This window comes from Streptomyces sp. NPDC048415, from assembly GCF_040651675.1.
GTDB lineage: Bacteria > Actinomycetota > Actinomycetes > Streptomycetales > Streptomycetaceae > Streptomyces.
In genome coordinates this window covers 1-21,818 of record NZ_JBEZKJ010000078.1, presented here as the reverse complement: position 1 = coordinate 21,818, position 21,818 = coordinate 1, and the positions used below count along the sequence as shown (strand labels likewise).

General features: G+C 71.6%; 18 protein-coding genes and 1 pseudogene. 11 read left to right on the top strand and 8 right to left on the bottom strand.

The features are described from left to right. The first annotated feature begins 14 nt into the window (after positions 1–14). Positions 15–494: a DUF6099 family protein gene (locus AB0D27_RS34625; protein ID WP_362516570.1), complete on the top strand. Its 480-nt coding sequence runs from the start codon at positions 15–17 to the stop codon at positions 492–494. Positions 495–724: 230 nt separating this feature from the next. Here AB0D27_RS34625 and AB0D27_RS34620 read toward each other — a convergent pair whose 3' ends face one another. Continuing rightward, the gene (locus tag AB0D27_RS34620; RefSeq protein WP_362516543.1) at positions 725–1,648 is read right to left on the bottom strand and encodes an LLM class F420-dependent oxidoreductase; all 924 of its coding nucleotides are present in this window, start codon (positions 1,646–1,648) and stop codon (positions 725–727) included. Positions 1,649–1,839: 191 nt separating this feature from the next. On the opposite strand from AB0D27_RS34620, the gene AB0D27_RS34615 reads away from it, so the two are divergent. Next, positions 1,840–3,300: a 3' terminal RNA ribose 2'-O-methyltransferase Hen1 gene (locus tag AB0D27_RS34615; protein ID WP_362516541.1), complete on the top strand. Its 1,461-nt coding sequence runs from the start codon at positions 1,840–1,842 to the stop codon at positions 3,298–3,300. Then, positions 3,297–5,849, top strand: a complete 2,553-nt coding sequence (locus AB0D27_RS34610) for a polynucleotide kinase-phosphatase (protein ID WP_362516540.1) — start codon at positions 3,297–3,299, stop codon at positions 5,847–5,849. Before AB0D27_RS34615 ends, AB0D27_RS34610 begins: the two co-directional genes overlap by 4 nt. A 13-nt stretch (positions 5,850–5,862) precedes the next feature. Here the strand turns inward: AB0D27_RS34610 and AB0D27_RS34605 are convergent, their stop codons facing one another. Together AB0D27_RS34605 and AB0D27_RS34600 are read right to left on the bottom strand one after the other, a co-directional pair. Then, positions 5,863–6,756: a hypothetical protein gene (locus AB0D27_RS34605; RefSeq protein ID WP_362516538.1), complete on the bottom strand. Its 894-nt coding sequence runs from the start codon at positions 6,754–6,756 to the stop codon at positions 5,863–5,865. Then, a complete protein-coding gene (locus AB0D27_RS34600; protein WP_362516536.1) occupies positions 6,753–7,832 on the bottom strand; it encodes an SPFH domain-containing protein in 1,080 nt (359 codons plus the stop codon). The genes AB0D27_RS34605 and AB0D27_RS34600 overlap by 4 nt, the downstream gene beginning before the upstream one ends. A 164-nt stretch (positions 7,833–7,996) precedes the next feature. Here AB0D27_RS34600 and AB0D27_RS34595 point away from each other — a divergent pair, with 164 nt between their 5' ends. The 3 genes from AB0D27_RS34595 (at position 7,997) to AB0D27_RS34585 (ending at position 11,871) form a co-directional block, all read left to right on the top strand. Then, positions 7,997–9,220 (top strand): arginine deiminase, encoded by a 1,224-nt coding sequence (locus tag AB0D27_RS34595; RefSeq protein ID WP_362516535.1) that lies wholly within the window; start codon positions 7,997–7,999, stop codon positions 9,218–9,220. Positions 9,221–9,291: 71 nt separating this feature from the next. After that, positions 9,292–10,299, top strand: coding sequence for an ornithine carbamoyltransferase (gene argF, locus AB0D27_RS34590; RefSeq protein WP_362516533.1), 1,008 nt, complete (start codon positions 9,292–9,294; stop codon positions 10,297–10,299). A 138-nt stretch (positions 10,300–10,437) separates the two neighbouring features. After that, entirely contained in the window at positions 10,438–11,871 is a 1,434-nt protein-coding gene (locus AB0D27_RS34585) for an amino acid permease (protein ID WP_362516532.1), read from the top strand. Here the strand turns inward: AB0D27_RS34585 and AB0D27_RS34580 are convergent. After that, entirely contained in the window at positions 11,831–12,283 is a 453-nt protein-coding gene (locus AB0D27_RS34580) for an ATP-binding protein (protein ID WP_362516531.1), read from the bottom strand. The two genes, AB0D27_RS34585 and AB0D27_RS34580, sit on opposite strands and share 41 nt — an antisense overlap. A gap of 319 nt (positions 12,284–12,602) precedes the next feature. On the opposite strand from AB0D27_RS34580, the gene AB0D27_RS34575 reads away from it, so the two are divergent. Then, on the top strand, positions 12,603–13,430 hold the full coding sequence (locus tag AB0D27_RS34575; protein WP_362516529.1) for an enoyl-CoA hydratase family protein: 828 nt from the start codon (positions 12,603–12,605) through the stop codon (positions 13,428–13,430). Between the two features lie 605 nt (positions 13,431–14,035). Further along, positions 14,036–16,357, top strand: a complete 2,322-nt coding sequence (locus tag AB0D27_RS34570) for a bifunctional salicylyl-CoA 5-hydroxylase/oxidoreductase (RefSeq protein WP_362516568.1) — start codon at positions 14,036–14,038, stop codon at positions 16,355–16,357. Between the two features lie 138 nt (positions 16,358–16,495). Here AB0D27_RS34570 and AB0D27_RS34565 read toward each other — a convergent pair. The 3 genes and pseudogenes from AB0D27_RS34565 to AB0D27_RS34555 form a co-directional block, all read right to left on the bottom strand. Next, positions 16,496–16,657, bottom strand: a pseudogene (locus AB0D27_RS34565) (adenylyl-sulfate kinase); the annotation flags it as partial. After that, positions 16,615–17,505, bottom strand: coding sequence for a PaaX family transcriptional regulator C-terminal domain-containing protein (locus tag AB0D27_RS34560; protein WP_362516528.1), 891 nt, complete (start codon positions 17,503–17,505; stop codon positions 16,615–16,617). The pseudogene AB0D27_RS34565 and the gene AB0D27_RS34560, both read right to left, overlap by 43 nt. 15 nt (positions 17,506–17,520) lie before the next feature. Then, positions 17,521–19,206, bottom strand: a complete 1,686-nt coding sequence (locus tag AB0D27_RS34555) for an AMP-binding protein (RefSeq protein ID WP_362516526.1) — start codon at positions 19,204–19,206, stop codon at positions 17,521–17,523. 127 nt (positions 19,207–19,333) lie between these two features. Between AB0D27_RS34555 and AB0D27_RS34550 the strand changes: the two genes are divergently transcribed. Both AB0D27_RS34550 and AB0D27_RS34545 read left to right on the top strand, forming a co-directional pair. Continuing rightward, positions 19,334–20,473 (top strand): acyl-CoA dehydrogenase family protein, encoded by a 1,140-nt coding sequence (locus AB0D27_RS34550; protein WP_362516525.1) that lies wholly within the window; start codon positions 19,334–19,336, stop codon positions 20,471–20,473. After that, positions 20,470–20,868 carry a RidA family protein gene (locus AB0D27_RS34545; RefSeq protein ID WP_362516524.1) on the top strand — a complete coding sequence of 133 codons (399 nt, stop codon included), beginning with the start codon at positions 20,470–20,472 and terminating at the stop codon, positions 20,866–20,868. Before AB0D27_RS34550 ends, AB0D27_RS34545 begins: the two co-directional genes overlap by 4 nt. A gap of 33 nt (positions 20,869–20,901) precedes the next feature. Here the strand turns inward: AB0D27_RS34545 and AB0D27_RS34540 are convergent, their stop codons facing one another. Beyond that, on the bottom strand, positions 20,902–21,096 hold the full coding sequence (locus AB0D27_RS34540) for a DUF5999 family protein (RefSeq protein ID WP_362516522.1): 195 nt from the start codon (positions 21,094–21,096) through the stop codon (positions 20,902–20,904). Positions 21,097–21,332: 236 nt separating this feature from the next. Between AB0D27_RS34540 and AB0D27_RS34535 the strand changes: the two genes are divergently transcribed. Continuing rightward, positions 21,333–21,773: a DUF6299 family protein gene (locus AB0D27_RS34535; protein ID WP_362516520.1), complete on the top strand. Its 441-nt coding sequence runs from the start codon at positions 21,333–21,335 to the stop codon at positions 21,771–21,773. The last annotated feature ends 45 nt before the right edge of the window (positions 21,774–21,818 follow it).

The window sequence follows — 21,818 nt, the reverse complement described above, 5'->3', positions numbered from 1 at the left end:
GACGGGGGCAGCGCATGGACGCGGTGCGGCTCATCGTGGCGAGCAGGCGTGCCCTGGCGGAGGGCGGAGACACCCCGGAGGTGATGGCGGAAGCGTGGCAGGCACAGGCCCTGGCACAGGCGATCGGCAGTCGCTTCGCCGTCTCCGGACCTCCTGAACTCCGGGGCGAGGCCCTCGGCCTGACCGAGCTGGCGGGCCGGGGCTGCGGCGTCCTCGACGCCCCCGCACTCGACGTCAGGTCCTTACGTGCCGCCCAGCTCACCGAGTTGGGCGACGCCCGAGAGGCACTCCTCTGCCTCGGTGGCCTCCTCGGCGAGGTCGGCATGGCCCTCGTCGCCATCGCCTGCGCGGCGCACGACGAGGGCACGTACTGGCAGTGCATGGAAGCCATCGACGCGGCGGACGAGTCCCGGGACCGGGTCCTGGAAATGCTGAGACGCCTCGCAGTACGGGACGAGAAGAGACTGAAGGAACGAGACCCGACCCCGGGATAGGGACCGGCATCCGACCCCGGGATAGGGACCGGCGCCCGCTTCTCAGCCCCGGCCGGTTCAGCCCGTCCGGTGTTTGAGGGCGAGCGCGAAGCGCGATGCGGGGATCTTGGGGCGCGGCCCCCGGATACGGGACGGGCGGAGGGGGAGGGGAGGGGGGAAACCGCCGGAGCTCGGCCAGGCGACGTCGGCCTTCGCAGCACCGACGAAGCCGCCCGGCGAAGCCCCGCCGCTCAGCCCAGCTGCGGCATCACCTCGGACGCGATCAGCTCCAGCTGGTCCAGGTCGCCGAGGTCCAGCACCTGGAGATACATGCGCTGTGATCCGACGGCCTGATACCGGGCGATCTTCTCGACGACCTCCGCGGGCGACCCCGCGAGCCCGTTCGCCTTCAGCTCCTCGACATCCCGTCCGATGGCGTCCGCCCGCCGCTTCACCTCGACGTCGGTCCGCCCGACGCAGGCCACCAGCGCGTTGGAGTACACCAACTCGTCGCCCTGGCGCCCGGCCTGCTCGGCGGCCTCGCGCACCCGGGCGAACTGCTGCTGCGTGTCCGCGACGGACGCGAAGGGGATGTTGAACTCGTCGGCGTACCGCGCCGCGAGCGCCGGGGTCCGCCGGGCACCGTGACCGCCGACCAGGACGGGTACCTTCGACTGGGCGGGCTTGGGCAGCGCGGGCGAGTCCTTGAGCTGGTAGTACTTCCCGTCGAAGGTGAACCGCTCGCCGACCGGCGTGGCCCACAGACCGGTGACGACGGCGAGCTGTTCTTCCAGCCGGCCGAACTTCTCCTTCGGGAACGGAATGCCGTACGCCTCGTGCTCGGCCTCGTACCACCCGGCGCCGAGACCGAGCTCCACGCGTCCGCCCGACATCTGGTCGACCTGCGCGACCTGAATGGCCAGCACACCGGGGAGGCGGAAGGTGGCCGCGGTCATGAGCGTGCCGAGGCGGATCCGGCTGGTCTCGCGGGCGATACCGGCCAGCGTGATCCAGGCGTCCGTCGGCCCCGGGAGCCCGTCCCCAGAGCCCATGTGCACGTAGTGATCCGAGCGGAAGAAGGCTGAGTAATTGAGGTCTTCGGCGGCCTTGGCGACGCGGAGCAGCGTCTCGTAGGTCGCGCCTTGCTGCGGTTCTGTGAAGACTCGAAGATCCATGTATCCATCATGCACCGGTCGCAATTGCCGCCCCACGGTGAACCGCTGGCACACCAGTCCCGCCAGGAATCAAGGCGCCGAAAATTCCAGGGTCCGCCCGCGATGTTCGCCGTACGCTGTGCGGGCGCCGCCGAAGCAACCGGCGCCCGCCGTGTTCCCGCAGTTCAGAAGATGTTTCGAGGCAGACCACCGTGTTTCTGACGATCAGTACCACCGGTACTCCGGAGCGCCCCGCGACCGACCTCGGCTTTCTGCTGCACAAGCATCCCGACAAGGCGCAGGCGTTCTCCACCTCCTACGGCACGGCGCACGTCCTCTACCCGGAGGCGTCCGTCGAGCGGTGCACGGCCGCGCTGCTGCTCGAGGTCGACGCGGTGGCGCTGGTGCGGCGGGGCAAGGGCAAGGGCCGTGGCGGCGCGCCCGACGCCGCGCTCGCGCAGTACGTCAACGACCGCCCGTACGCGGCCTCCTCACTGCTCGCCGTGGCGCTGAGCGGCGTGTTCTCCAGCGCGATGAAGGGCCAGTGCGCCGCGAAGCCCGACCTGCCCGCACGGCCGCTGCCCCTCAGCATCGAGGTGCCGGCGCTGCCCGCCCGGGGCGGCGCCGACCTCGTACGGGGGCTCTTCGAGCCGCTGGGATGGACGGTGACGGTCGAGGCCGTGGCGTTGGACGAGCACTTTCCCGAGTGGGGCGACTCCCGCTATGTACGCCTGGAACTGGCGGCGGAGGGGCTGACGCTCGCCGAGGCCCTGCGCCACCTGTACGTACTGCTCCCCGTGCTCGACGACGCCAAGCACTGCTGGGTCTCCTCCGACGAGGTCGACAAACTGCTGAGGGCGGGTGAGGGGTGGCTGCCGGACCACCCCGAGCAGAAGCTGATCACCAGCCGGTATCTCTCGCGCCGCTGGTCGCTGACCCGGGAGGCGATGGAGCGGCTGGAGCTCGTACGGCTCGCGGAGGCCGACGACACCGAGGTCGAGGAGATCGACAACGCGGTCGACGAGGAGACGGACACGGAGGAGAAGCCCGTACCGCTCGCCGTGCGGCGGCGGGACGCGATTCTCGCCGCGCTGAAGGCGTCCGGTGCGGCACGTGTCCTCGATCTCGGCTGCGGGCAGGGCCAGTTGGTGCAGGCGCTGCTCGAGGACACCGCGTTCACCGAGATCGTCGGCGTCGACGTGTCGATGCGCGCGCTCACCATCGCCTCGCGGCGGCTCAAGCTGGACCGGATGGGCGAGCGGCAGGCCGCGCGCGTCCAGCTCTTCCAGGGTTCGCTCGCCTACACCGACACCAGGCTCAAGGGCTACGACGCCGCCGTGCTCAGCGAGGTCATCGAGCACCTCGACCTGCCCCGGCTGCCGGCCCTGGAGTACGCGGTGTTCGGCTCCGCACGCCCGAGGACCGTCCTCGTGACGACACCGAACGTCGAGTACAACGTCCGCTGGGAGACCCTCGCCGCCGGACACTCCCGGCACGGCGACCACCGCTTCGAGTGGACGCGGGAGGAGTTCCGGGCGTGGGCCCGGCAGGTCGCCCAACGGCACGGTTACGACGCGGACTTCACGCCCGTCGGTCCCGAGGACCCCGAGGTGGGGCCGCCCACACAGATGGCCGTGTTCACGCTGACCGCGAAGGAGGAGAAGGCCGCATGACAAGCAGCGACGACACCATCCAGGGGCGCGTCCTGCCCGTCACCGACCTCTCCCTCGTGGTCCTGATCGGCGCGTCGGGCTCCGGCAAGTCGACCTTCGCCCGCGCGCACTTCAAGCCGACCGAGGTCCTCTCCAGCGACTTCTGCCGCGGCCTGGTCGCCGACGACGAGAACGACCAGAGCGCCAGCGGCGACGCCTTCGACGTACTGCACTACATCGCGGGCAAGCGCCTCGCGGCCGGTCGCCGGACCGTCGTCGACGCCACGAGCGTCCAGCAGGACAGCCGCCGCCAGCTGGTCGAACTCGCCAGGAAGTACGACGTGCTGCCCATCGCGATCGTGCTCGACGTGCCCGAGGAGGTGTGCGCCGAACGCAACGCCGCACGCACCGACCGCGCCGACATGCCGCGCCGCGTCATCCAGCGGCACATCCGCGAACTGCGCCGTTCCCTGCGCCACTTGGAGCGCGAGGGTTTCCGGAAGGTGCATGTCCTGCGGGGCGTGGAGGAGATAGCGGGCGCCGAGGTCAGGACGGAGAAGCGGTTCAACGACCTGACCCACCTGACCGGTCCGTTCGACATCGTCGGCGACATCCACGGCTGCGTCTCGGAGCTCGAGACCCTGCTGGGCAAGCTCGGGTACGTCGACGGGGCACACCCCGAAGGCCGTACGGCCGTCTTCGTCGGCGACCTCGTCGACCGCGGCCCGGACACGCCCGGCGTCCTGCGCCGCGTGATGTCCATGGTCGCGTCCGGCAACGCCCTGTGCGTGCCCGGAAACCACGAGAACAAGCTCGGCCGCCACCTCAAGGGCCGCAAGGTCCAGCACACCCACGGACTCGCCGAGACCATCGAGCAGTTGGAGGGGGAGAGCGACGAGTTCCGGGCTTCCGTGCGGGAGTTCGTCGACGGACTGGTCAGTCACTACGTCCTCGACGGCGGGCGGCTGATCGTCTGTCACGCGGGTCTGCCCGAGAAGTACCACGGCCGTACCTCGGGCCGGGTGCGCTCGCACGCGCTGTACGGCGACACGACGGGGGAGACGGACGAGTTCGGGCTGCCGGTTCGCTACCCGTGGGCGGAGGACTACCGGGGCCGCGCGGCGGTGGTGTACGGCCACACACCCGTTCCCACGGCCACCTGGCTGAACAACACCATCTGCCTCGACACCGGTGCCGTCTTCGGCGGCAAGCTCACCGCGCTGCGCTGGCCGGAGCGCGAGCTCGTCGACGTACCCGCCGAGCGGGTCTGGTACGAGCCCGCCAAGCCGCTGGCCACCGAGGCGCCCGGTGGACACGAGGGCCGTCCGCTGGACCTGGCGGACGTGCAGGGCCGAAGGTCCATCGAGACCCGGCACGCCGGCCGGGTGTCGGTGCGCGAGGAGAACGCGGCGGCGGCCCTGGAGGTCATGAGCCGCTTCGCGGTGGACCCGAGGCTGCTCCCATACCTGCCGCCGACCATGGCGCCCACCGCTACCTCGCACATCGAGGGCTACTTGGAACACCCGGCGGAGGCCTTCGCGCAGTACCGGGAGGACGGGGTCGCGCGGGTCGTGTGCGAGGAGAAGCACATGGGCTCGCGGGCCGTGGCGCTGGTCTGCCGGGACGCGGCGGCGGCGCGCGAGCGGTTCGGAGTGGGGGCGGGACCCACGGGTGCGCTGTACACGCGTACCGGTCGTCCGTTCTTCGACGACGCGGCCGTCACCGAGGAGATCCTCGGGCGGGTGCGGGCCGCCGTGACCGAGGCGGGGCTGTGGGACGAGCTGGAGACGGACTGGCTGCTGCTGGACGCGGAGCTCATGCCGTGGTCGCTGAAGACGTCCGGGTTGCTGCGCAGTCAGTACGCGGCGGTCGGCGCCGCGTCCGGCGCCGCTTTCCCGGGGGCGCTGACCGCGCTGGAGGGAGCGGCGGCGCGGGGTGTCGACGTGGCGGAGCTGCTGGTGCGGCAGCGCGAACGGGCAGCGGACGCGGCCTCGTTCACGGACGCGTACCGGCGGTATTGCTGGACGACGGACGGCCTGGAGGGGGTGCGCCTCGCGCCCTTCCAGATCCTTGCCGTCCAGGGCCGCAGTCTCGCCGGCGTGCCGCACGACGAGCAGCTCGCGCTGATCGACCGGCTCGTCGAGCACGACGGGAGCGGGCTGCTGCAGACCACACGACGGCTGTACGTCGACACGGGCGACCCCGAGTCGGTACGGGCGGGCGTGGACTGGTGGCTGGAGATGACCGGGCGGGGCGGCGAGGGGATGGTCGTCAAGCCGGTCGGTGCGGTCGTACGCGGACAGAAGGGGCGGCTGGTGCAGCCCGGCATCAAGTGCCGGGGGCGCGAGTACCTGCGGATCATCTATGGGCCGGAGTACACCCGTCCCGAGAACCTCGCCCGTCTGCGCGGCCGTTTCCTCAACCACAAGCGGTCGCTGGCGATCCGGGAGTACGCGCTGGGCCTGGAGGCCCTGGACCGGCTCGCGGAGGGCGAGCCGCTGTGGCGGGTCCACGAGGCGGTCTTCGGCGTCCTGGCCCTGGAGTCGGAACCGGTGGACCCCCGCCTGTAGGGCTCTTCGCCCCTCACCCCACCAACCGCAACCGAATCCCCGCCACCCCCACCCGCACCGTCTGCCCCCACATCAGTTCCACCGCGTCCCCTTCCATCCCGTCCCCGAAGGCGATGAGCCGGTCCGACTCCACGGTGAGGGACAGCCGGCCGGACGCGGTGAGCCGGCCGGCCACGAGCGAGGTGCCCGTGGCCGGCGACGGCCAGGCCTCGCGGACGAACCAGAGCAGGATTTCGTCCGTGGGACCGGGCAAGGGCAGCGCGCCGCCCCGCTCCTGCCACACCGAGCGGAGCCAGCCGCTGGCCCCCGTTCCGGTGCCGACCAGGACCCCGGAGGAGGCCTGGGGCTCGACGGCACCCCCGTACTCGTCGAGCCCCAGCCGATAGCGGGCCGTCTGATGGCCCGCGGCTCCCAGATAGATCTCGTTGAGCGCGACCAGCCGTTGCGTGTCGTCCGCGACCGCCTCGACCATGGTCAGCTCGTCGGCCCGGCCGCCGTGCGCCGAGGCGAGCAGCGCCCCCGCGTCCCTGGCGCGGTGGCGCACCAGCACCCCCGGATTGCGCCCAGGGTCGGTGTCGATGCCGACGACGGGCTGTCCCGTCAGGTACTTGGCCACGTTCGCGACAAGACCGTCCTGCCCGACCACGACGACCACGTCCTCAGGTGCGAACAGGAAACGGTCCAAGTCGGCTCGCTCCACCCGAGCCTGACGCCAGGTCAGGGGAATCGCCGACACCACCTCGGTCAGCGCCTCCCGCGCCCGCCGGTGCCGCTCGGCCACCTCCTCGATGTCCCGCCCCCGGGAGGAGAGGAAGAACGCCGCCTGCCCGTGCGTCCCGTGCCGGGCCACCAACTCCTCGTACTCGGTGGTGCGATGGACGAGGACGACCCGGGGAGCGAGGCTCACGCCGGCTCCCCCGCGGCCCCGTTGCCCAGCCTGGCGAGCAGCCCGGTCAGGACGTCCGGCGACACCGTCACGCTCTCGATCCGCGGCAGGTTCTCCGCGAGCCGCGTGCCCGTCAGGGCGTGCAGCGTGGCGACGTCGACCTCTCCGTGCACCCGCAGCCAGGCGGCCTGCGCCTCGGCCCGTGCCGCACCGACCTCCCGCTCGGCCCGCGCATCGGCCCCGGCGAGCCGCACCTTACGGGTGGCTTCCGCCTCGGCGAGCCGCAGCGACCGGGTGGCCTCCGCCTCCGCCAGGCGCACCGTGCGCGCCGCCTCCGCCCCGGCCCGTACCGCGTCCGCCGCCGCGTGCTCCTCGGCCTCGCGGCGCGCGTTCGTGCCCCGCTGGTCGACCAGCTGCTCTTCGCGCCGGGCGAGTTCGATCTGGCTGGCGAGTTCGTTCTCCGCGATGGCGCGCTCCCGCTCGACGGCGACGGCACGCCGTTCGTACGTCGCCTTGTCCGCGTCCTGCTGGATCTGCTCGCGGGCGGGGGTGCGCAGCGCCCGCTCCACCTCCGGCTCCGGGCGCAGGGCGACGACCCGTACGGTCACCACCTCGATGCCGGTCGCGGGCAGCCGGGGTTCGGCGGCGAGGCCCCCCGCGATCCGTTCCCGTACCGCCGCGACGCCGTCGACCAGGGCCGAGGCCAGTGAGGTACGGGCCAGCACGTCCAGCGCGTGCTGCTGGGCCGTCTCGGTCAGCAGCGACCCCAGCTGTTCGAGCGGCGTGCCGCGCCAGGCGCCGGTGTCGGGGTCGATGGAGAAGTCGAGGCGTGCGGCCGCGAGCGCGGGATCGCTGATGCGGTAGGTGACGGTCGCCTGGACCGCGACGTCCTGGAAGTCGGACGTACGGGCGTGGAAGGTCATCGCCAACTCGCGGTCGTCGACCGGGACTTCGGAGAGCGCGGCGGTCAGCGAGCGGTACCAGAAGCTGAGTCCGGGCCCGTCGTGCACCAGGCGTCCTGACTTGTGGTGGCGGACGTGGGCGGTGGGCGCCCCGCGCAGATGGCGCCGGCCGAGACGCCGGGTGATGTCGGCCATGAGTACCCCCTCGCCGCCGGGTGGTCCAGGCGGCCCTTCGTCGTCATTGTCGTCAGAAAGACGATAACGCCTTGGTGCACTTATCGTCAAGGGGACGAAATTAATGCGGCGCGGGCTCGGACGATCGGCGGGTGAACGCGCGTCCGGATGGTCAGGATGGAGGCATGGGATTCCATGTCGACTCCGAGGCCGGGCGGCTGCGCCGCGTCATCCTGCACCGGCCGGACCTCGAGCTCAAAAGGCTCACCCCCAGCAACAAGGACGCCCTGCTCTTCGACGACGTGCTGTGGGTGCGCCGGGCACGCGCGGAGCATGACGGGTTCGCCGACGTACTGCGCGACCGCGGGGTCACCGTCCACCTCTTCGGCGACCTGCTCACCGAGGCCCTGGAGATCCAGGCGGCCAGATCGCTGGTCCTGGACCAGGTCTTCGACGAGAAGGAGTACGGGCCGCTCGCCACCGACCACCTGCGGGCCGCCTTCGAGACCCTGCCCGCCGCCGAACTGGCCGAGGCGCTGGTCGGCGGCATGACCAAGCGCGAATTCCTCGAGGCACACCCGGAGCCGACCTCCGTGCGCTTCCATGTCATGGACCTCGACGACTTCCTGCTCCGGCCGCTGCCCAACCACCTTTTCACCCGGGACACCTCCGCCTGGATCTACGACGGAGTCTCCATCAACGCCATGCGCTGGCCGGCCCGCCAGCGCGAGACCGTGCACTTCGAGGCGATCTACCGACACCATCCGCTCTTCCGCGACGAGCTCTTCAACCTCTGGTCGGAGGGGCAGGTGGACTACCCGTCCACCATCGAGGGCGGGGACGTCCTGGTCATCGGCAACGGCGCGGTGCTCATCGGCATGAGCGAGCGGACGACGCCCCAGGCCGTCGAGATGCTCGCGTACAAGCTGTTCGCGGCGGGCTCGGCGCGCACCATCGTGGCGCTCGACATGCCCAAGCGGCGGGCCCTGATGCACCTCGACACGGTGATGACGATGGTGGACGGCGACATCTTCACGCAGTACGCGGGGCTCGGCATGCTCCGCTCCTACACCATCGAACCGGGCTCCGGGGACAAGGAACTCAAGGTCACCGATCATCCCCCGGAGCACATGCACCGCGCGATCGCCGCCTCGCTCGGGCTCAGCGAGATCCGCGTCCTGACCGCCACCCAGGACGTCCACGCCGCCGAGCGCGAGCAGTGGGACGACGGCTGCAATGTCCTGGCCGTCGAGCCGGGCGTCGTCATCGCCTATGAGCGCAACTCCACCACCAACACCCATCTGCGCAAGCAGGGCATCGAGGTCATCGAGATCCCGGGGAGTGAGCTGGGGCGGGGGAGGGGCGGGCCGCGCTGTATGAGCTGTCCGGTCGAACGGGAGGCCGTATAGTCTCCGTATAGAAATTCTATGTGTCGTATAGAATTCCACGGTCCTCGTCCACGTAACCCTGGAGCGCCCCCATGGCGACAGTCCCGACCGCCCTCGCCGGCCGCCACTTCCTCAAGGAGCTGGACTTCACGAAAGAGGAGTTCCGCGGTCTGATCGAGTTGGCCGCCGAGCTGAAGGCGGCGAAGAAGGCCGGGACCGAGACGCCGTACCTGCGGGGCAGGAACATCGCGCTGATCTTCGAGAAGACCTCGACGCGTACGCGCTGCGCGTTCGAGGTCGCGGCGGCCGACCAGGGTGCCTCGACGACGTATCTGGACCCGTCCGGCTCGCAGATAGGCCATAAGGAGTCCGTGAAGGACACCGCGCGCGTCCTCGGCCGGATGTTCGACGCGATCGAGTACCGGGGCGACAGCCAGGCCTCCGTCGAGGAGCTGGCCGGGTACGCAGGAGTGCCGGTCTACAACGGGCTGACCGACGACTGGCACCCCACCCAGGTGCTCGCCGACGTGCTCACGATGACCGAGCACAGCGCCAAGCCGCTCGGCGAGATCGCCTTCGCCTACCTCGGTGACGCCCGCTTCAACATGGGCAACTCGTATCTGATCACCGGCGCGCTGCTCGGCATGGACGTCCGCATCGTCGCCCCGCAGAGCTACTGGCCCGCCGACGACATCGTCACCCAGGCCCGCAAGCTGGCGGACAACAGCGGCGGCCGCATCACGCTCACCGAGAACGTCACCGAGGGCGTCCTCGGCGCCGACTTCGTCGCGACCGACGTCTGGGTGTCCATGGGGGAGCCCAAGGAGGTGTGGGACGAACGCATCGGCGCCCTGTCCCCGTACGCCGTCACCATGGACGTGCTGCGCGCCACCGGCAACCCCGACGTCAAGTTCCTGCACTGCCTCCCGGCCTTCCACGACCTGGGCACGAAGGTCGGCCGCGAGATCCACGACACCCACGGACTCGACTCCCTCGAGGTCACCGACGAGGTCTTCGAGTCCGCGCACTCGGTCGTCTTCGACGAGGCGGAGAACCGGCTGCACACCATCAAGGCGATCCTGGTCGCCACCCTGGCCTGACCGGCGTACCAGCCACGCCGGCCGACCTCCGCCCCAGCAGGCCTTATCCTGACCGGCGGCCCGGAACCACCCCTTCCGGAGCACGTCGCGCGACACACCCCGTCGCACCCGCACCACCAGAAACGAGCACCACCCCGCATGCCCGCTCCCCGTATCAAGTCCCCGGCGTCGCTGATCGCCGAATCCGGCGCCGACCTCGAAGGCAACGGACTCAAGCGCACGATGGGCCTCTTCCAGCTCATCTGCTTCGGTGTCGGCGCGATCGTCGGCACCGGAATCTTCGTCGGTCTGTCCGACTCGGTCGCCCAGGCCGGACCCGCCGTGGTCGTCTCCTTCATCCTCGCCGCGATCACCTGCGTCCTCACCGCGTTCTCGTTCGCGGAGCTGGGCGGCGCGATCCCGGTCTCCGGATCCTCGTACTCCTTCGCCTACGCGGGACTCGGCGAGAGCACCGCCTTCCTGGTCGGCTGGTGTCTGCTCCTGGAGTACGGCGTCTCGGTGTCTGCCGTGGCGGTCGGCTGGAGCCAGTACGTGAATGAGCTGCTCGACAGCCTCATGGGCCTCCAGCTGCCCGCCGCGCTCTCCTCGGGCCCGTCCGACGGCGGAATCGTCAACCTTCCCGCGGTCGTCGTGATCGCCCTGGCCTCGATCCTGCTGGTGCGCGGTGTGCGCGAGAGTGCCCGCGCGACCGCCGCCATGGCGGTCCTCAAGCTCGTCGTCCTCGTGCTCTTCTGCGCGATCGGGTTCAGCGCCTTCAAGGACGGCAACCTGACGCCGTTCTCGCCGGCCGGACTCGGCGGCATCGGCGCGGGCACCACGGCCGCGTTCTTCTCGTACATCGGCTTCGACGCGATTACCACGGCCGGCGAGGAGGCCAAGAACCCGCGCCGCAACATCCCCATCGCCATCCTGGTGTGCATCGGCCTGGTCACGCTGCTGTACTGCGCCGTGGCCCTGGCCGCGATCGGCGCGATCGGCGGAGACAAGGTCGGGGGTCAGCCCGCCGCGCTGTCCTACGTCGTCAACGAGGTCACCGGCTCCACCGTGGGCGGCGGGGTCATCGCCTTCGGCGCGGTCGTCGCCATCGCCTCGGTCGTCCTCGCGGTGATGTACGGCCAGAGTCGCATCCTGATGTCGATGTCCCGTGACGGACTGGTCCCGCGCGTCTTCGAGAAGGTCTCGCCCAGGACGTCCACGCCGGTCGCGGGCACGCTGATCGTGGCGGTCGTCTTCGCGGTCCCGGCGGCCTTCGCGTCCCTGGACGCCGTGGTCAACCTGTGCACCATCGGCACGCTCGCCGTGATGGCCGCCGTCAATGTCGCGGTGATCGCGCTGCGCCGCCGGGAGCCGGGTCTGGCGCGCACCTTCCGGGTGCCGCTCTATCCCGTCGTACCGGTGCTCGGCGTGGGCTGCTGTCTGTATCTGATGTACGAGACGGGCTGGGCGACCTGGATCCAGTTCGCCTGCTTCCTCGCGGCCGGATTCCTGGTGTACGTCCTCTACGGGCGCCGCAACTCCCGGCTGGCCGCCGTTACGACGGCCGCCGCTGAGCGGGTACCACAGGCAGTCTGAACCAGACCGCCTTGCCGGAGTCGGTGGGGCGGTGACCGCAGGACGAGCTCAGGGTGCGGATCAGCAGGAGGCCGCGCCCGTGCTCCTGCCAGGGGTCGGGCGGGCCGGCCGGGTGGGGGAGCGTGAGGTTGCCGGGCGGCGCAGGGTCAGGGTCGTGCACCTCGACCTTGCAGCCGGTCGGCATCAGCTCCACGACCAGCTCTATCGGGCCGCGGCCCGCGGTGTGCTCCACGGCGTTGGCGACCAGCTCCGCCGTGAGAAGTTCCGCGGTGTCGCTGTCGGCCGCGTGCTCCAGCTCGGCGAGCGCCGTACGGACCAGGGCACGGGCGACGGGCACGGCCGCGACGGTGTGCGGCAGTGCGATGCGCCAGGAGGCGGGGGCTGGGGTGTCGTGCAACGTGGGTCCGTTCATGGAGCAGGCTGTCCTGCTTTCAACCTTAGGAATGGTACGGCGCCGTCCGGCAGAGTCGCTCGGCGGGCTTTTGTCAGGACTTCGGCGGGTGTTCTTCCGGGACGTTCGCCCCGGTATACGGCTGCTTACCCAGGTCGACGACCGGCCTCGCGCGCCGCGCTCCCGTCGTTACGCTGCTATCGACGATCCGTGACTCGGTGACGGGGGAACGGACACTTCGCGACAGCTCTATCGCGTGCTCGTGACGGTAGTCACAGATAGGTGATAGCTTCATGGAGTAGCCGCAGAGCGCCGCCCCCGCCCGAGGAGGCCGCACGTCATGAGTCCCTTCACCGGCTCCGCCGCCCGCACCCCCGACTGGCAGCACCTCAGGTACGAGGTCGCCGACGGGGTCGCCACGGTCACCCTGGCCCGCCCCGAGAAACTCAACGCGCTCACCTTCGGCGCCTACGCCGACCTGCGCGACCTGCTCGCTCAACTGTCCCGCGAGAGGTCCGTACGCGCCCTGGTGCTGGCCGGCGAGGGCCGCGGCTTCTGCTCAGGCGGCGATGTCGACGAGATCATCGGGGCGACCCTCGCCATGGACACCGCCCAGCTCCTCGACTTCAACCGGATGACGGGGCAGGTCGTACGGGCCGTACGTGAATGCCCGTTCCCGGTGATCGCGGCGGTGCACGGGGTGGCGGCGGGCGCGGGCGCGGTGCTGGCGTTGGCCGCCGACTTCCGCGTCGCCGACCCTTCGGCCCGCTTCGCCTTCCTCTTCACCCGCGTCGGTCTGTCCGGCGGAGACATGGGCGCGGCCTATCTGCTGCCCCGGGTCGTCGGGCTCGGCCACGCGACCCGGCTGCTGATGCTCGGCGAGCCGGTGCGCGCCCCCGAGGCCGAGCGGATCGGCCTGATCAGCGAGCTGACCGACGAGGGCCGCGCCGACGAGGCCGCCCACGCGCTGGCCCGCCGACTGGCCGACGGCCCGGCCCTCGCGTACGCCCAGACGAAGGCCCTGCTCACCGCCGAACTCGACATGCCACTCGCCGCCTCCGTCGAACTGGACGCCTCGACCCAGGCCCTGCTGATGAACGGCGAGGACTACGCCGAGTTCCACGCGGCGTTCACGGAGAAGCGGCCGCCGAAGTGGCGGGGGCGATAGCCGTGGCGGCGACGAGCGGGGCACCGGTGCCGACGGGCCGGGGGCTGGTGTCGGCGGAGGATGACGCCCCGGTGCCGGCGGCCCGGGGGCTGGTGTCGGCGGAGAATGACGCCCCGGTGCCGGCGATCGTGCAGGGGCGGGTGGCGGCAGCGGGCGTGCGGGTGCCGTTGGACGGGCGGGTGTCGGAGGGCGCGGGCGCGCTGTCGGCGGGTGTCGCTGCGGTGTCGGCTGTCGTGCAGGGGCGGCAGGCCACAGCGGGCGGGTGGGCGCGGGACGGCGGGCGGTTGCCAGGGGCTGGGCCGGTAGCCGAGAGCGGGCCGTTGCCGGGCGGGCCGGTGTCAGAGGGCGCATGGCCGCAGGATGGCGGGCGGTGGCCGGAGGGTGCGCGTTTGCCGGAGGGTGCGCGGGTGCGGGAGGGTGCGCGGGTGCCGGAGGGTGCGCGTTTGCCGGACGGTTCGCGGGTGCCGGACGGTGCGCGACTGCCGGAGGGTTCGCGGGTGCCGGAGGGTGCACGACTGCCGGAGGGTTCGCGGGTGCCGGAGGGTGCACGACTGCCGGACGGTGCGCGACTGCCAGAGGATTCGCGGGTGTCGGACGGTGCGCGGGTGCCGGAGGGTGCGTGGGTGCCGGACGGTGCCGGGGCGCTGCCGCGGCTGCCTCTGCGGGTCGCCGTCGTCGGTGGTGGCCCCGGAGGCCTGTACGCCGCCGCTCTCCTCAAGCGCCTCGACCCGGCCCGCGAGATCACGGTCTGGGAGCGCAACGCCCCCGACGACACCTTCGGCTTCGGCGTCGTACTCTCCGACGAGACGCTCGGCGGCATCGAGCACGCCGACCCGGTCGTGTACGCGGCGCTGCAGGACGAGTTCGTGCGCTGGGACGACATCGACATCGTGCACCGGGGAGTGCGCCACACCTCCGGCGGCCACGGCTTCGCGGCGCTCGGACGGCGCAGGCTCCTGGAGATCCTGCACGAACGCTGCCGCTCCCTCGGCGTCGAGCTGCGCTTCCAGGCCGAGGCCCCGCCGGTGTCCGAGCTGATGACGGCGTACGACCTCGTCGTCGCCGCCGACGGTGTGCACAGCCTCACGCGCGCGGCGTACGCGGAGGTGTTCGGCCCCCGTATCGAAGCGCACCGCTGCCGCTACATCTGGCTCGCCGCCGACTTCGCCTTCGACTCCTTCCGCTTCGAGATCGCCGAGACCGAGCACGGCGTGATGCAGCTGCATGGCTATCCCTACGCGGCCGACGCCTCCACCGTCATCGTCGAGATGCGCGAAGAGGTGTGGCAGACCGCCGGCTTCGCGGACCTCGACGAGCAGGAGTCCGTCGAGCGGTGCGCGAAGATCTTCGCGGACGCGCTGGGCGGACGCTCCCTGCGCTCCAACAAGTCCGCGTGGACCACCTTCCGCACCGTCGTCAACCGCCGCTGGTCGCACGGAAACCTGGTCCTCCTCGGCGACGCCGCGCACACCGCCCACTTCTCCATCGGCTCCGGCACCAAGCTCGCCGTCGAGGACGCGCTCGCGTTGGCCGCCTGTCTGGAGGAACGGCCCGGCATCGAGGAGGCCCTCGCCGCGTACGAGGAGGAGCGGCGCCCGGTCGTCGCGTCCACCCAGCGGGCGGCACGCGCCAGCCTGGAGTGGTTCGAGAACCTCGGCCGCTATCTCGGTCAGCCCTCACGCCAGTTCGCCTTCAACCTCCTCACCCGCAGCCGCCGCGTCACCCACGACAACCTGCGGCTGCGCGACGCCCACTTCACGGCGGCCGTGGAACACGAGTTCGGCTGCCCGCCCGGTACGCCCCCGATGTTCACGCCGTTCCGGCTGCGCGGCCTCACCCTGCGCAACCGCGTCGTCGTCTCGCCCATGGACATGTACTCCGCCGTCGACGGCGTACCCGGCGACTTCCACCTCGTCCACCTGGGCGCCCGGGCTCTGGGCGGCGCCGGACTCGTGATGACCGAAATGGTGTGCGTGAGCGCCGAGGGCCGCATCACGCCCGGCTGCGCGGGGCTCTACACCCACCATCAGGCCCAGGCCTGGCGGCGGATCACCGACTTCGTGCACCGGCAGGCACCGGGCACCGCGATAGGCGTCCAGCTCGGGCACTCCGGTCGCAAGGGCTCGACCAAGCTGATGTGGGAGGGCATCGACGAGCCCTTGGAGGGCGGCAACTGGCCCCTGGTGGCGGCGTCGCCGATCCCGTACAAGCCGCGCAGCCAGACACCCCGCGAACTGTGCCGCGCCCAACTCACGGACCTGCGCGAGCAGTTCACGTCAGCGGCCTGGCGTGCCGCGCGCTGTGGCTTCGACTTGCTCGAACTGCACTGCGCCCACGGCTACCTGCTTTCCGGTTTCCTCTCGCCGCTGACCAACCGGCGCAGCGACGCGTACGGCGGCTCGTTCGCGAAGCGGCTGCGCTTCCCGCTGGAAGTCTTCGACGCCGTACGGGCCGTGTGGCCCGAGGAGCGGCCCATGACCGTCCGCATCTCCGCGACCGACTGGGCCGAGGGCGGCAACACCGAGGACGACGCGGTCGAGATCGCGCGGGCCTTCGCCGCGCACGGCGCCGACGCGGTCGACGTGTCGACGGGCCAGGTGGTGGCGGACGAGCGCCCCGAGTACGGCCGCTCGTACCAGACGCCGTACGCGGACCGGATCCGCCACGAGATGGGCATCCCCGTGATCGCCGTCGGCGCGATCTCCTCCTGGGACGACGTCAACTCCCTGATCCTCGCGGGACGTACGGACCTGTGCGCGCTCGCCAGGCCGCACCTGTACGACCCGCACTGGACGCTCCACGCGGCGGCCGAGCAGGGATACGAGGGCCCTGGCGTCGGCTGGCCGACGCCCTACCGCGCGGGCAGCCGGCGCCCGCAGACGGGACGCACCGACGCCCCCAAACCCCGGCTCACACTGGAGACTTGAGGGCATCCGCCGGGCCAGGAAAGGTCAACCATCCCGGCCGCCGGCATCCCACCGTCCGCCGGGTCGACCAGGAGGCGACACCAGGGCGTCCAGATGCGACAGCGTGAAGGGACGCTTGGCCGCGGCGGACGTGACACCGAGCCCGCGCGCCGCGGGCACCGCGTACACGGGCGCCGCGGACGCCTCGGGGCTCCGCAGATGTGTCCGACGGGTCAGCGCCGGGTTCAGTGGCGGCTCGTACGGATCGTCGGCACCGGTCAGCCCGCTGAGCCGCCCCGCCGCCTGCCGGGCGTACACCCCTTCCCCATGGGGTCGAGGTCAGCGCTCCGACCGCTCGGGCCCCCCGTGAACACCGCCCCCGCGTCCCGCAGTCGCTCGTGCAGCGCCCGGAAGACCGCGGCCGAGCGGACGCCCGGCCAGTCCTCGGGCAGCAGCGCGGCGGGCAGTCCCGGATCGGCGTACGGGAGATGGCGCCAGGAGTCGAGGGCGAGCAGATAGTCGCGGTACGCCTCCTCGGGCGGGGTGTCCGCGCGCCGCTCCCAGGCGTGCAGCACGCCCGCGTGCTCGTCGAGGAAGGCCTCGTGCGCCTTGGCGATCGCGGCCAGGTCCCACCAGCGGGCGACCGCGTCGGCCGTCGCCGCGAAGCCCAGGTGCTCGCCGCGGAACAGCTCCACGTACGGACCTAGCCGCAGCCGCTCCAGGGTGTGCCGCGTCTCCTCGTAGAACCGCGCCGGGGCGAGCCACACCCCGGGCGCCGCCGTACCGAAGCCGAGACCGGCCAGCCGTGAGCGCAGGACGTGCCGCTTCTGCCGCTCGGACTCCGGCACGGAGAAGACGGCGAGCACCCAGCCGTCGTCCGTGGGTGGTGCGGTCGCGTACACCCGCCGGTCGCCGTCGTCGAGCAGCTGCCGGGCGTCCGGTGACAGCGCGTACCCGGCCGCGCCCAGCGCTGTGCGCGCGGGCGCCAGCAGGCCGCGGCGCTTGAGCCGCGAGACCGACGACCTTACGGAGGGCGCGTCGACGCCGACCGCGGCGAGGAGCCGGATCAACTCGGCCACCGGCACGGGACCGGGCATGAAACGGCCGTACGCGCCGTAGAACGTGACGATGAGGGACCGGGGGGCGTGCTGCTCTGACACGTTGATCACTCTAGTGCTCGAAGATCACTTGGGTTCGCTGCCTGTGGACAGGTCATCCACAGGCGAGGGCTTCACGGCCGTACGCAGCCGGAAGCGCTGGAGCTTCCCGGTCGCGGTGCGCGGCAGCGCGTCGAGGAAGACGAACTCGCGGGGGCATTTGTACGGCGCCAGCTCCGACGTGAGGAAGGCCCGCAGCGCCTCCGGGTCCTTGCGGGCGCCCTCCTTGAGGACCGCGTACGCGACGACGACCTGTCCGCGCGCTTCGTCGGTCCGCCCCACCACCGCCGTCTCGACCACGTCCGGATGACGCAGCAGGGCGTCCTCGACCTCCGGGCCGGCGATGTTGTACCCCGCCGAGATGATCATGTCGTCGGCGCGGGCGACATAGCGGAAGTAGCCGTCGGGATCGCGCACATAGGTGTCGCCGGTGATGTTCCAGCCCTCGCGAACGTACTCCCCTTGCCGCGGGTCCGCGAGATAGCGGCAGCCGACCGGGCCGCGCACGGCGAGCAGTCCGGGTTCCCCGTCCGGCACCGGAGCCCCGTCGGCGTCGACCACGCGCGCGTGCCATCCCGGTACCGGGACGCCCGTGGTGCCGGGGCGGATGTGCTCGTCGGCCGCGGAGATGAAGATGTGCAGCAGTTCGGTGGCGCCGATGCCATTGATGACGCGCAGCCCGGTGCGGGTGTGCCAGGCCCGCCAGGTCGCCGCGGGCAGGTTCTCGCCGGCGGACACGCAGCGCCGCAGCGACCCGGTGTCGTACGCGTCCATCTCCGCCAGCATCGCCCGGTAGGCGGTCGGAGCGGTGAACAGCACGGAGACGCGGTGCTCGGCGATCGCAGGCAACAGTTGTTTGGGGCCCGCCTGTTCGAGCAACAGCGAGCAGGCGCCGGCGCGCAGCGGGAAGACGACGAGACCGCCGAGCCCGAAGGTGAAACCCAGCGGGGGGCTGCCCGCGAAGACATCGTCCTCGTGTGGCCGCAACACATGCTTCGAGAAGGTGTCCGCTACCGCCAACACATCGCGGTGGAAGTGCATACAGCCTTTGGGCCGGCCCGTCGTGCCCGAGGTGAACGCGATCAGCGCGACGTCGTCGGCGGCCGTGTCCACCGCGGCGAAGGGCTCCTGCGGGGCGCCGGTGATGCGCAGCAGCAGGTCGTCGGGCGCGTCACCGCCGTACGTCGTGACCCGCAGGCCGGGGATCTCCGCCTTGACCAGGTCGTCGACCGACCGTACGTCACACAGGGCGTGCGACACCCGCGCGATCTCGCACATCGTGCTCAGCTCGTGCGGCCGCTGCTGCGCGAGCACCGTGACGGCGACCGCGCCCGCCTTCAGGACCGCCAGCCAGCAGGCGGCCAGCCACGGTGTGGTGGGGCCGCGCAGCAGCACCCGGTTGCCGGGGACGACGCCCAGTTCGGTGGTGAGCACATGGGCGATGCGGTCGACGCGGGCGCGCAGCTGTCCGTACGTCCACAGGTCGCCGGAGGCCGTACGGAACGCGGGGCGCTCGGGGCGAGTGTGGCCGATGAGCTCGGCGGCGCAGTTCAGCCGGTCGGGGTAGCGCAGCTCCGGCAGCTCGAAACGGAGCTCGGGCCACTGCTCGGGGGGCGGGAGGTGATCGCGCGGGAAGGTGTCGACGTGGGCCGAGGTCGTCGGCTCCAAGGTGTCCATGGTGTCCATGGGGTCCGTGGAGTCCGTGAGGTCCATGGCGGTTCGCCCCCTTGCCTTGGTGGGCGTCGTGGTGGGCTCGCACCAGGAGCGTATCGTGTTGGTGACGACAGTCAACGGTCCGCGATAGCCTGGGGGTGCAACCCGGCAGGGGAGAGGACCGGCAATGACGGCATTCTCGCTCGATCCGGCACAGACCGCCTGGTGTGCGGAGCTGCGCGCGCTGGCCACGGAGCGGCTGCGCCCGCTCGCCGAGAAGGGCGAGCCGGGCCACGTCAACCGCCCCCTGGTCGCCGAACTCGGCGGCCTCGGCCTGCTCGCCCGCCTGTTCACCTCGGGCGCGCTCGAGCTGTGCCTGATGCGCGAATCCCTGGCCCAGGCGTGCACGGAGGCCGAAACGGCGCTGGCCCTGCAAGGACTGGGCGCGCACCCCGTCCATGCCTACGGCACACAGGCGCAGCGCGAGCGCTGGCTGCCCCGCGTCTCGGACGGCAGCGCGGTGGCCGCCTTCGCGCTGAGCGAGCCGGGCGCCGGATCCGACGCGGCCGCCCTCGCGCTCAGGGCGGACGAGGACGGCCCCGACAGCTGGCGGCTCACCGGTGAGAAGTGCTGGATCTCCAACGCGCCCGAAGCCGACTTCTACACCGTGTTCGCGCGGACCACCGCCGACGCCGGAGCCCGCGGGGTCACCGCCTTCCTCGTGCCCGCCGACCGCGCCGGACTCACCGGGACCGCGCTCGACATGCTCTCGCCGCACCCCATCGGAGCCCTCGGCTTCGACGCCGTACCGGTCACGGCGGACGACATGCTCGGCGACCCCGACCGAGGCTTCCGGGTCGCGATGCACACCCTGAACCTGTTCCGGCCGAGTGTGGGCGCCTTCGCGGTCGGCATGGCACAGGCGGCCCTGGACGCGGTCCTCGCGCACACGGCTCAACGAGACGCGTTCGGCGGCAAGTTGAAGGACCTCCAGACGGTGGCCCACCAAGTCGCCGAGATGGCGCTGCGCACCGAGGCGGCCCGCCTGATGGTGTACGCGGCAGCGGCGGCGTACGACGAGGGCGCCCCGGACGTCCCCCGGCGCGCCGCGATGGCGAAGCTGCTCGCGACCGAGACGGCGCAGTACGTCGTCGACGCGGCGGTCCAACTGCACGGCGCCCGCGCCCTGCGCCGCGGTCATCTCCTCGAACACCTCTACCGCGAGGTCCGCGCGCCCCGAATCTACGAGGGTGCGAGCGAGGTCCAACGAGCGGTCATCGCCAAGGAGTTGTACCGCGAAACCCAGCCGGAAGCGGAGGCCTCATGACCACCGAGCGCGTCAACCCGCCCGAGCTCTCCCCGCCCACCGGCTTCTCCCACGCCGTGGTCGCCACCGGCACCCGCGTCGTCTTCCTGGCGGGCCAGACCGCGCTCGACGCGGACGGAAAGGTGGTCGGCGAGACACTGCCGGAGCAGTTCGAGCGGGCGCTGAGGAATCTGCTGACCGCTTTGCGGGCCGCGGGCGGCACCCCGGCGGACCTCGCCCGGGTCACCGTCTACGCCACCGACGTCGCGGACTATCGCACCCACGCCCCCGAACTCGGCCGCCTCTGGCGCCGGTTGGCGGGCCGCGACTACCCCGCGATGGCCGTCATCGGCGCCGCCCGCCTCTGGGACGAACGGGCCCTGGTCGAACTCGACGGGTTCGCGGTGCTGGACTAGCGCGATCTCTCCGATCACGTCGGGCCGCGGGGCTCAGGCCGCGACGGCCAGCCGCTCGGCGAACACGCGGTGCGGAGCGACGACACGGCCGTCGGGCAGCAGCTCACCGGTGTCGTCGAAGACGATCGCGCCGTTGCACAGGAGGTTCCAGCCCTGCTCGGGGTGGGCGGCCACGATGTGCGGGGCGCCGCTGCCAGCGGACTGGCACGAAGTCTGGTGGGAACACATGGCGCACCTCCACGTCGTATGCGATGACCGGCGGCGGTGTCGTCGCCTCGCATGGATAGACCATGCTCCCGCCACGAACTCATCGGAACCGCCGGCTGAGAAGCGTGACAACACCCGGACAACACTCGGACGTGTCGAAGACGGACGGTGCGGACTCGCCACCAAAGGGGTGACGATCACCGCACTCCAGGCCTTGGAACGGTACCTGTGGAACCCCCGCTCCAGGAGGTACTGCCATGTCCTTTCGCCAGCTCATCGGCGCGGCCACGGGCGCCGCGCTGCTCCTGCTCCTCGCCCCGTCCGCCGTCGCCCTGTCCGCCCCGTCCGCCCCGTCCGACGAGGTGACCGTCGACCCGACCGGCAGCGTCGCGGCCGACGGGACCATCACGCTCTCCGGCACCTACCGCTGCCTCAGCCGCACCGGGCCCGTGTACGTGTCCTCCTCGGTGTCGCAGAGCGACCCCCGTGTCCGCCAGGGCATCGGCGGCACGTCGGCGGTCTGTGACGGCGCCGAGCACCGCTGGACCAACTCGGAGAAGCGTGAGCCCCGCACGCTCACCCCGGGCACCGCCCACGTCGAGGCCACGCTCGTGGAGCTGAGCCCCAGCCTGCTCGGTATCCCGCTGCCGAACTTCCACGCGGTGAGGGAACAGAACATCACGGTGACCCAGGGCTGAGCCGCACGCACACGTCACGCATCGGACCGGCACGTCAAGGACATG

Bases quoted from the DNA above. Each gene is read 5' to 3' on its own strand.
- AB0D27_RS34535 (WP_362516520.1), top strand. From the start codon at position 21,333: ATGTCCTTTCGCCAGCTCATCGGCGCGGCCACGGGCGCCGCGCTGCTC.
- AB0D27_RS34545 (WP_362516524.1), top strand. From the start codon at position 20,470: ATGACCACCGAGCGCGTCAACCCGCCCGAGCTCTCCCCGCCCACCGGC.
- AB0D27_RS34540 (WP_362516522.1), bottom strand. From the start codon at position 21,096: ATGTGTTCCCACCAGACTTCGTGCCAGTCCGCTGGCAGCGGCGCCCCG.
- AB0D27_RS34595 (WP_362516535.1), top strand. From the start codon at position 7,997: ATGGGATTCCATGTCGACTCCGAGGCCGGGCGGCTGCGCCGCGTCATC.
- AB0D27_RS34620 (WP_362516543.1), bottom strand. From the start codon at position 1,648: ATGGATCTTCGAGTCTTCACAGAACCGCAGCAAGGCGCGACCTACGAG.
- AB0D27_RS34585 (WP_362516532.1), top strand. From the start codon at position 10,438: ATGCCCGCTCCCCGTATCAAGTCCCCGGCGTCGCTGATCGCCGAATCC.
- AB0D27_RS34600 (WP_362516536.1), bottom strand. From the start codon at position 7,832: ATGGCCGACATCACCCGGCGTCTCGGCCGGCGCCATCTGCGCGGGGCG.
- AB0D27_RS34555 (WP_362516526.1), bottom strand. From the start codon at position 19,206: ATGGACCTCACGGACTCCACGGACCCCATGGACACCATGGACACCTTG.
- AB0D27_RS34580 (WP_362516531.1), bottom strand. From the start codon at position 12,283: ATGAACGGACCCACGTTGCACGACACCCCAGCCCCCGCCTCCTGGCGC.
- AB0D27_RS34610 (WP_362516540.1), top strand. From the start codon at position 3,297: ATGACAAGCAGCGACGACACCATCCAGGGGCGCGTCCTGCCCGTCACC.
- argF (WP_362516533.1), top strand. From the start codon at position 9,292: ATGGCGACAGTCCCGACCGCCCTCGCCGGCCGCCACTTCCTCAAGGAG.
- AB0D27_RS34575 (WP_362516529.1), top strand. From the start codon at position 12,603: ATGAGTCCCTTCACCGGCTCCGCCGCCCGCACCCCCGACTGGCAGCAC.
- AB0D27_RS34625 (WP_362516570.1), top strand. From the start codon at position 15: ATGGACGCGGTGCGGCTCATCGTGGCGAGCAGGCGTGCCCTGGCGGAG.
- AB0D27_RS34550 (WP_362516525.1), top strand. From the start codon at position 19,334: ATGACGGCATTCTCGCTCGATCCGGCACAGACCGCCTGGTGTGCGGAG.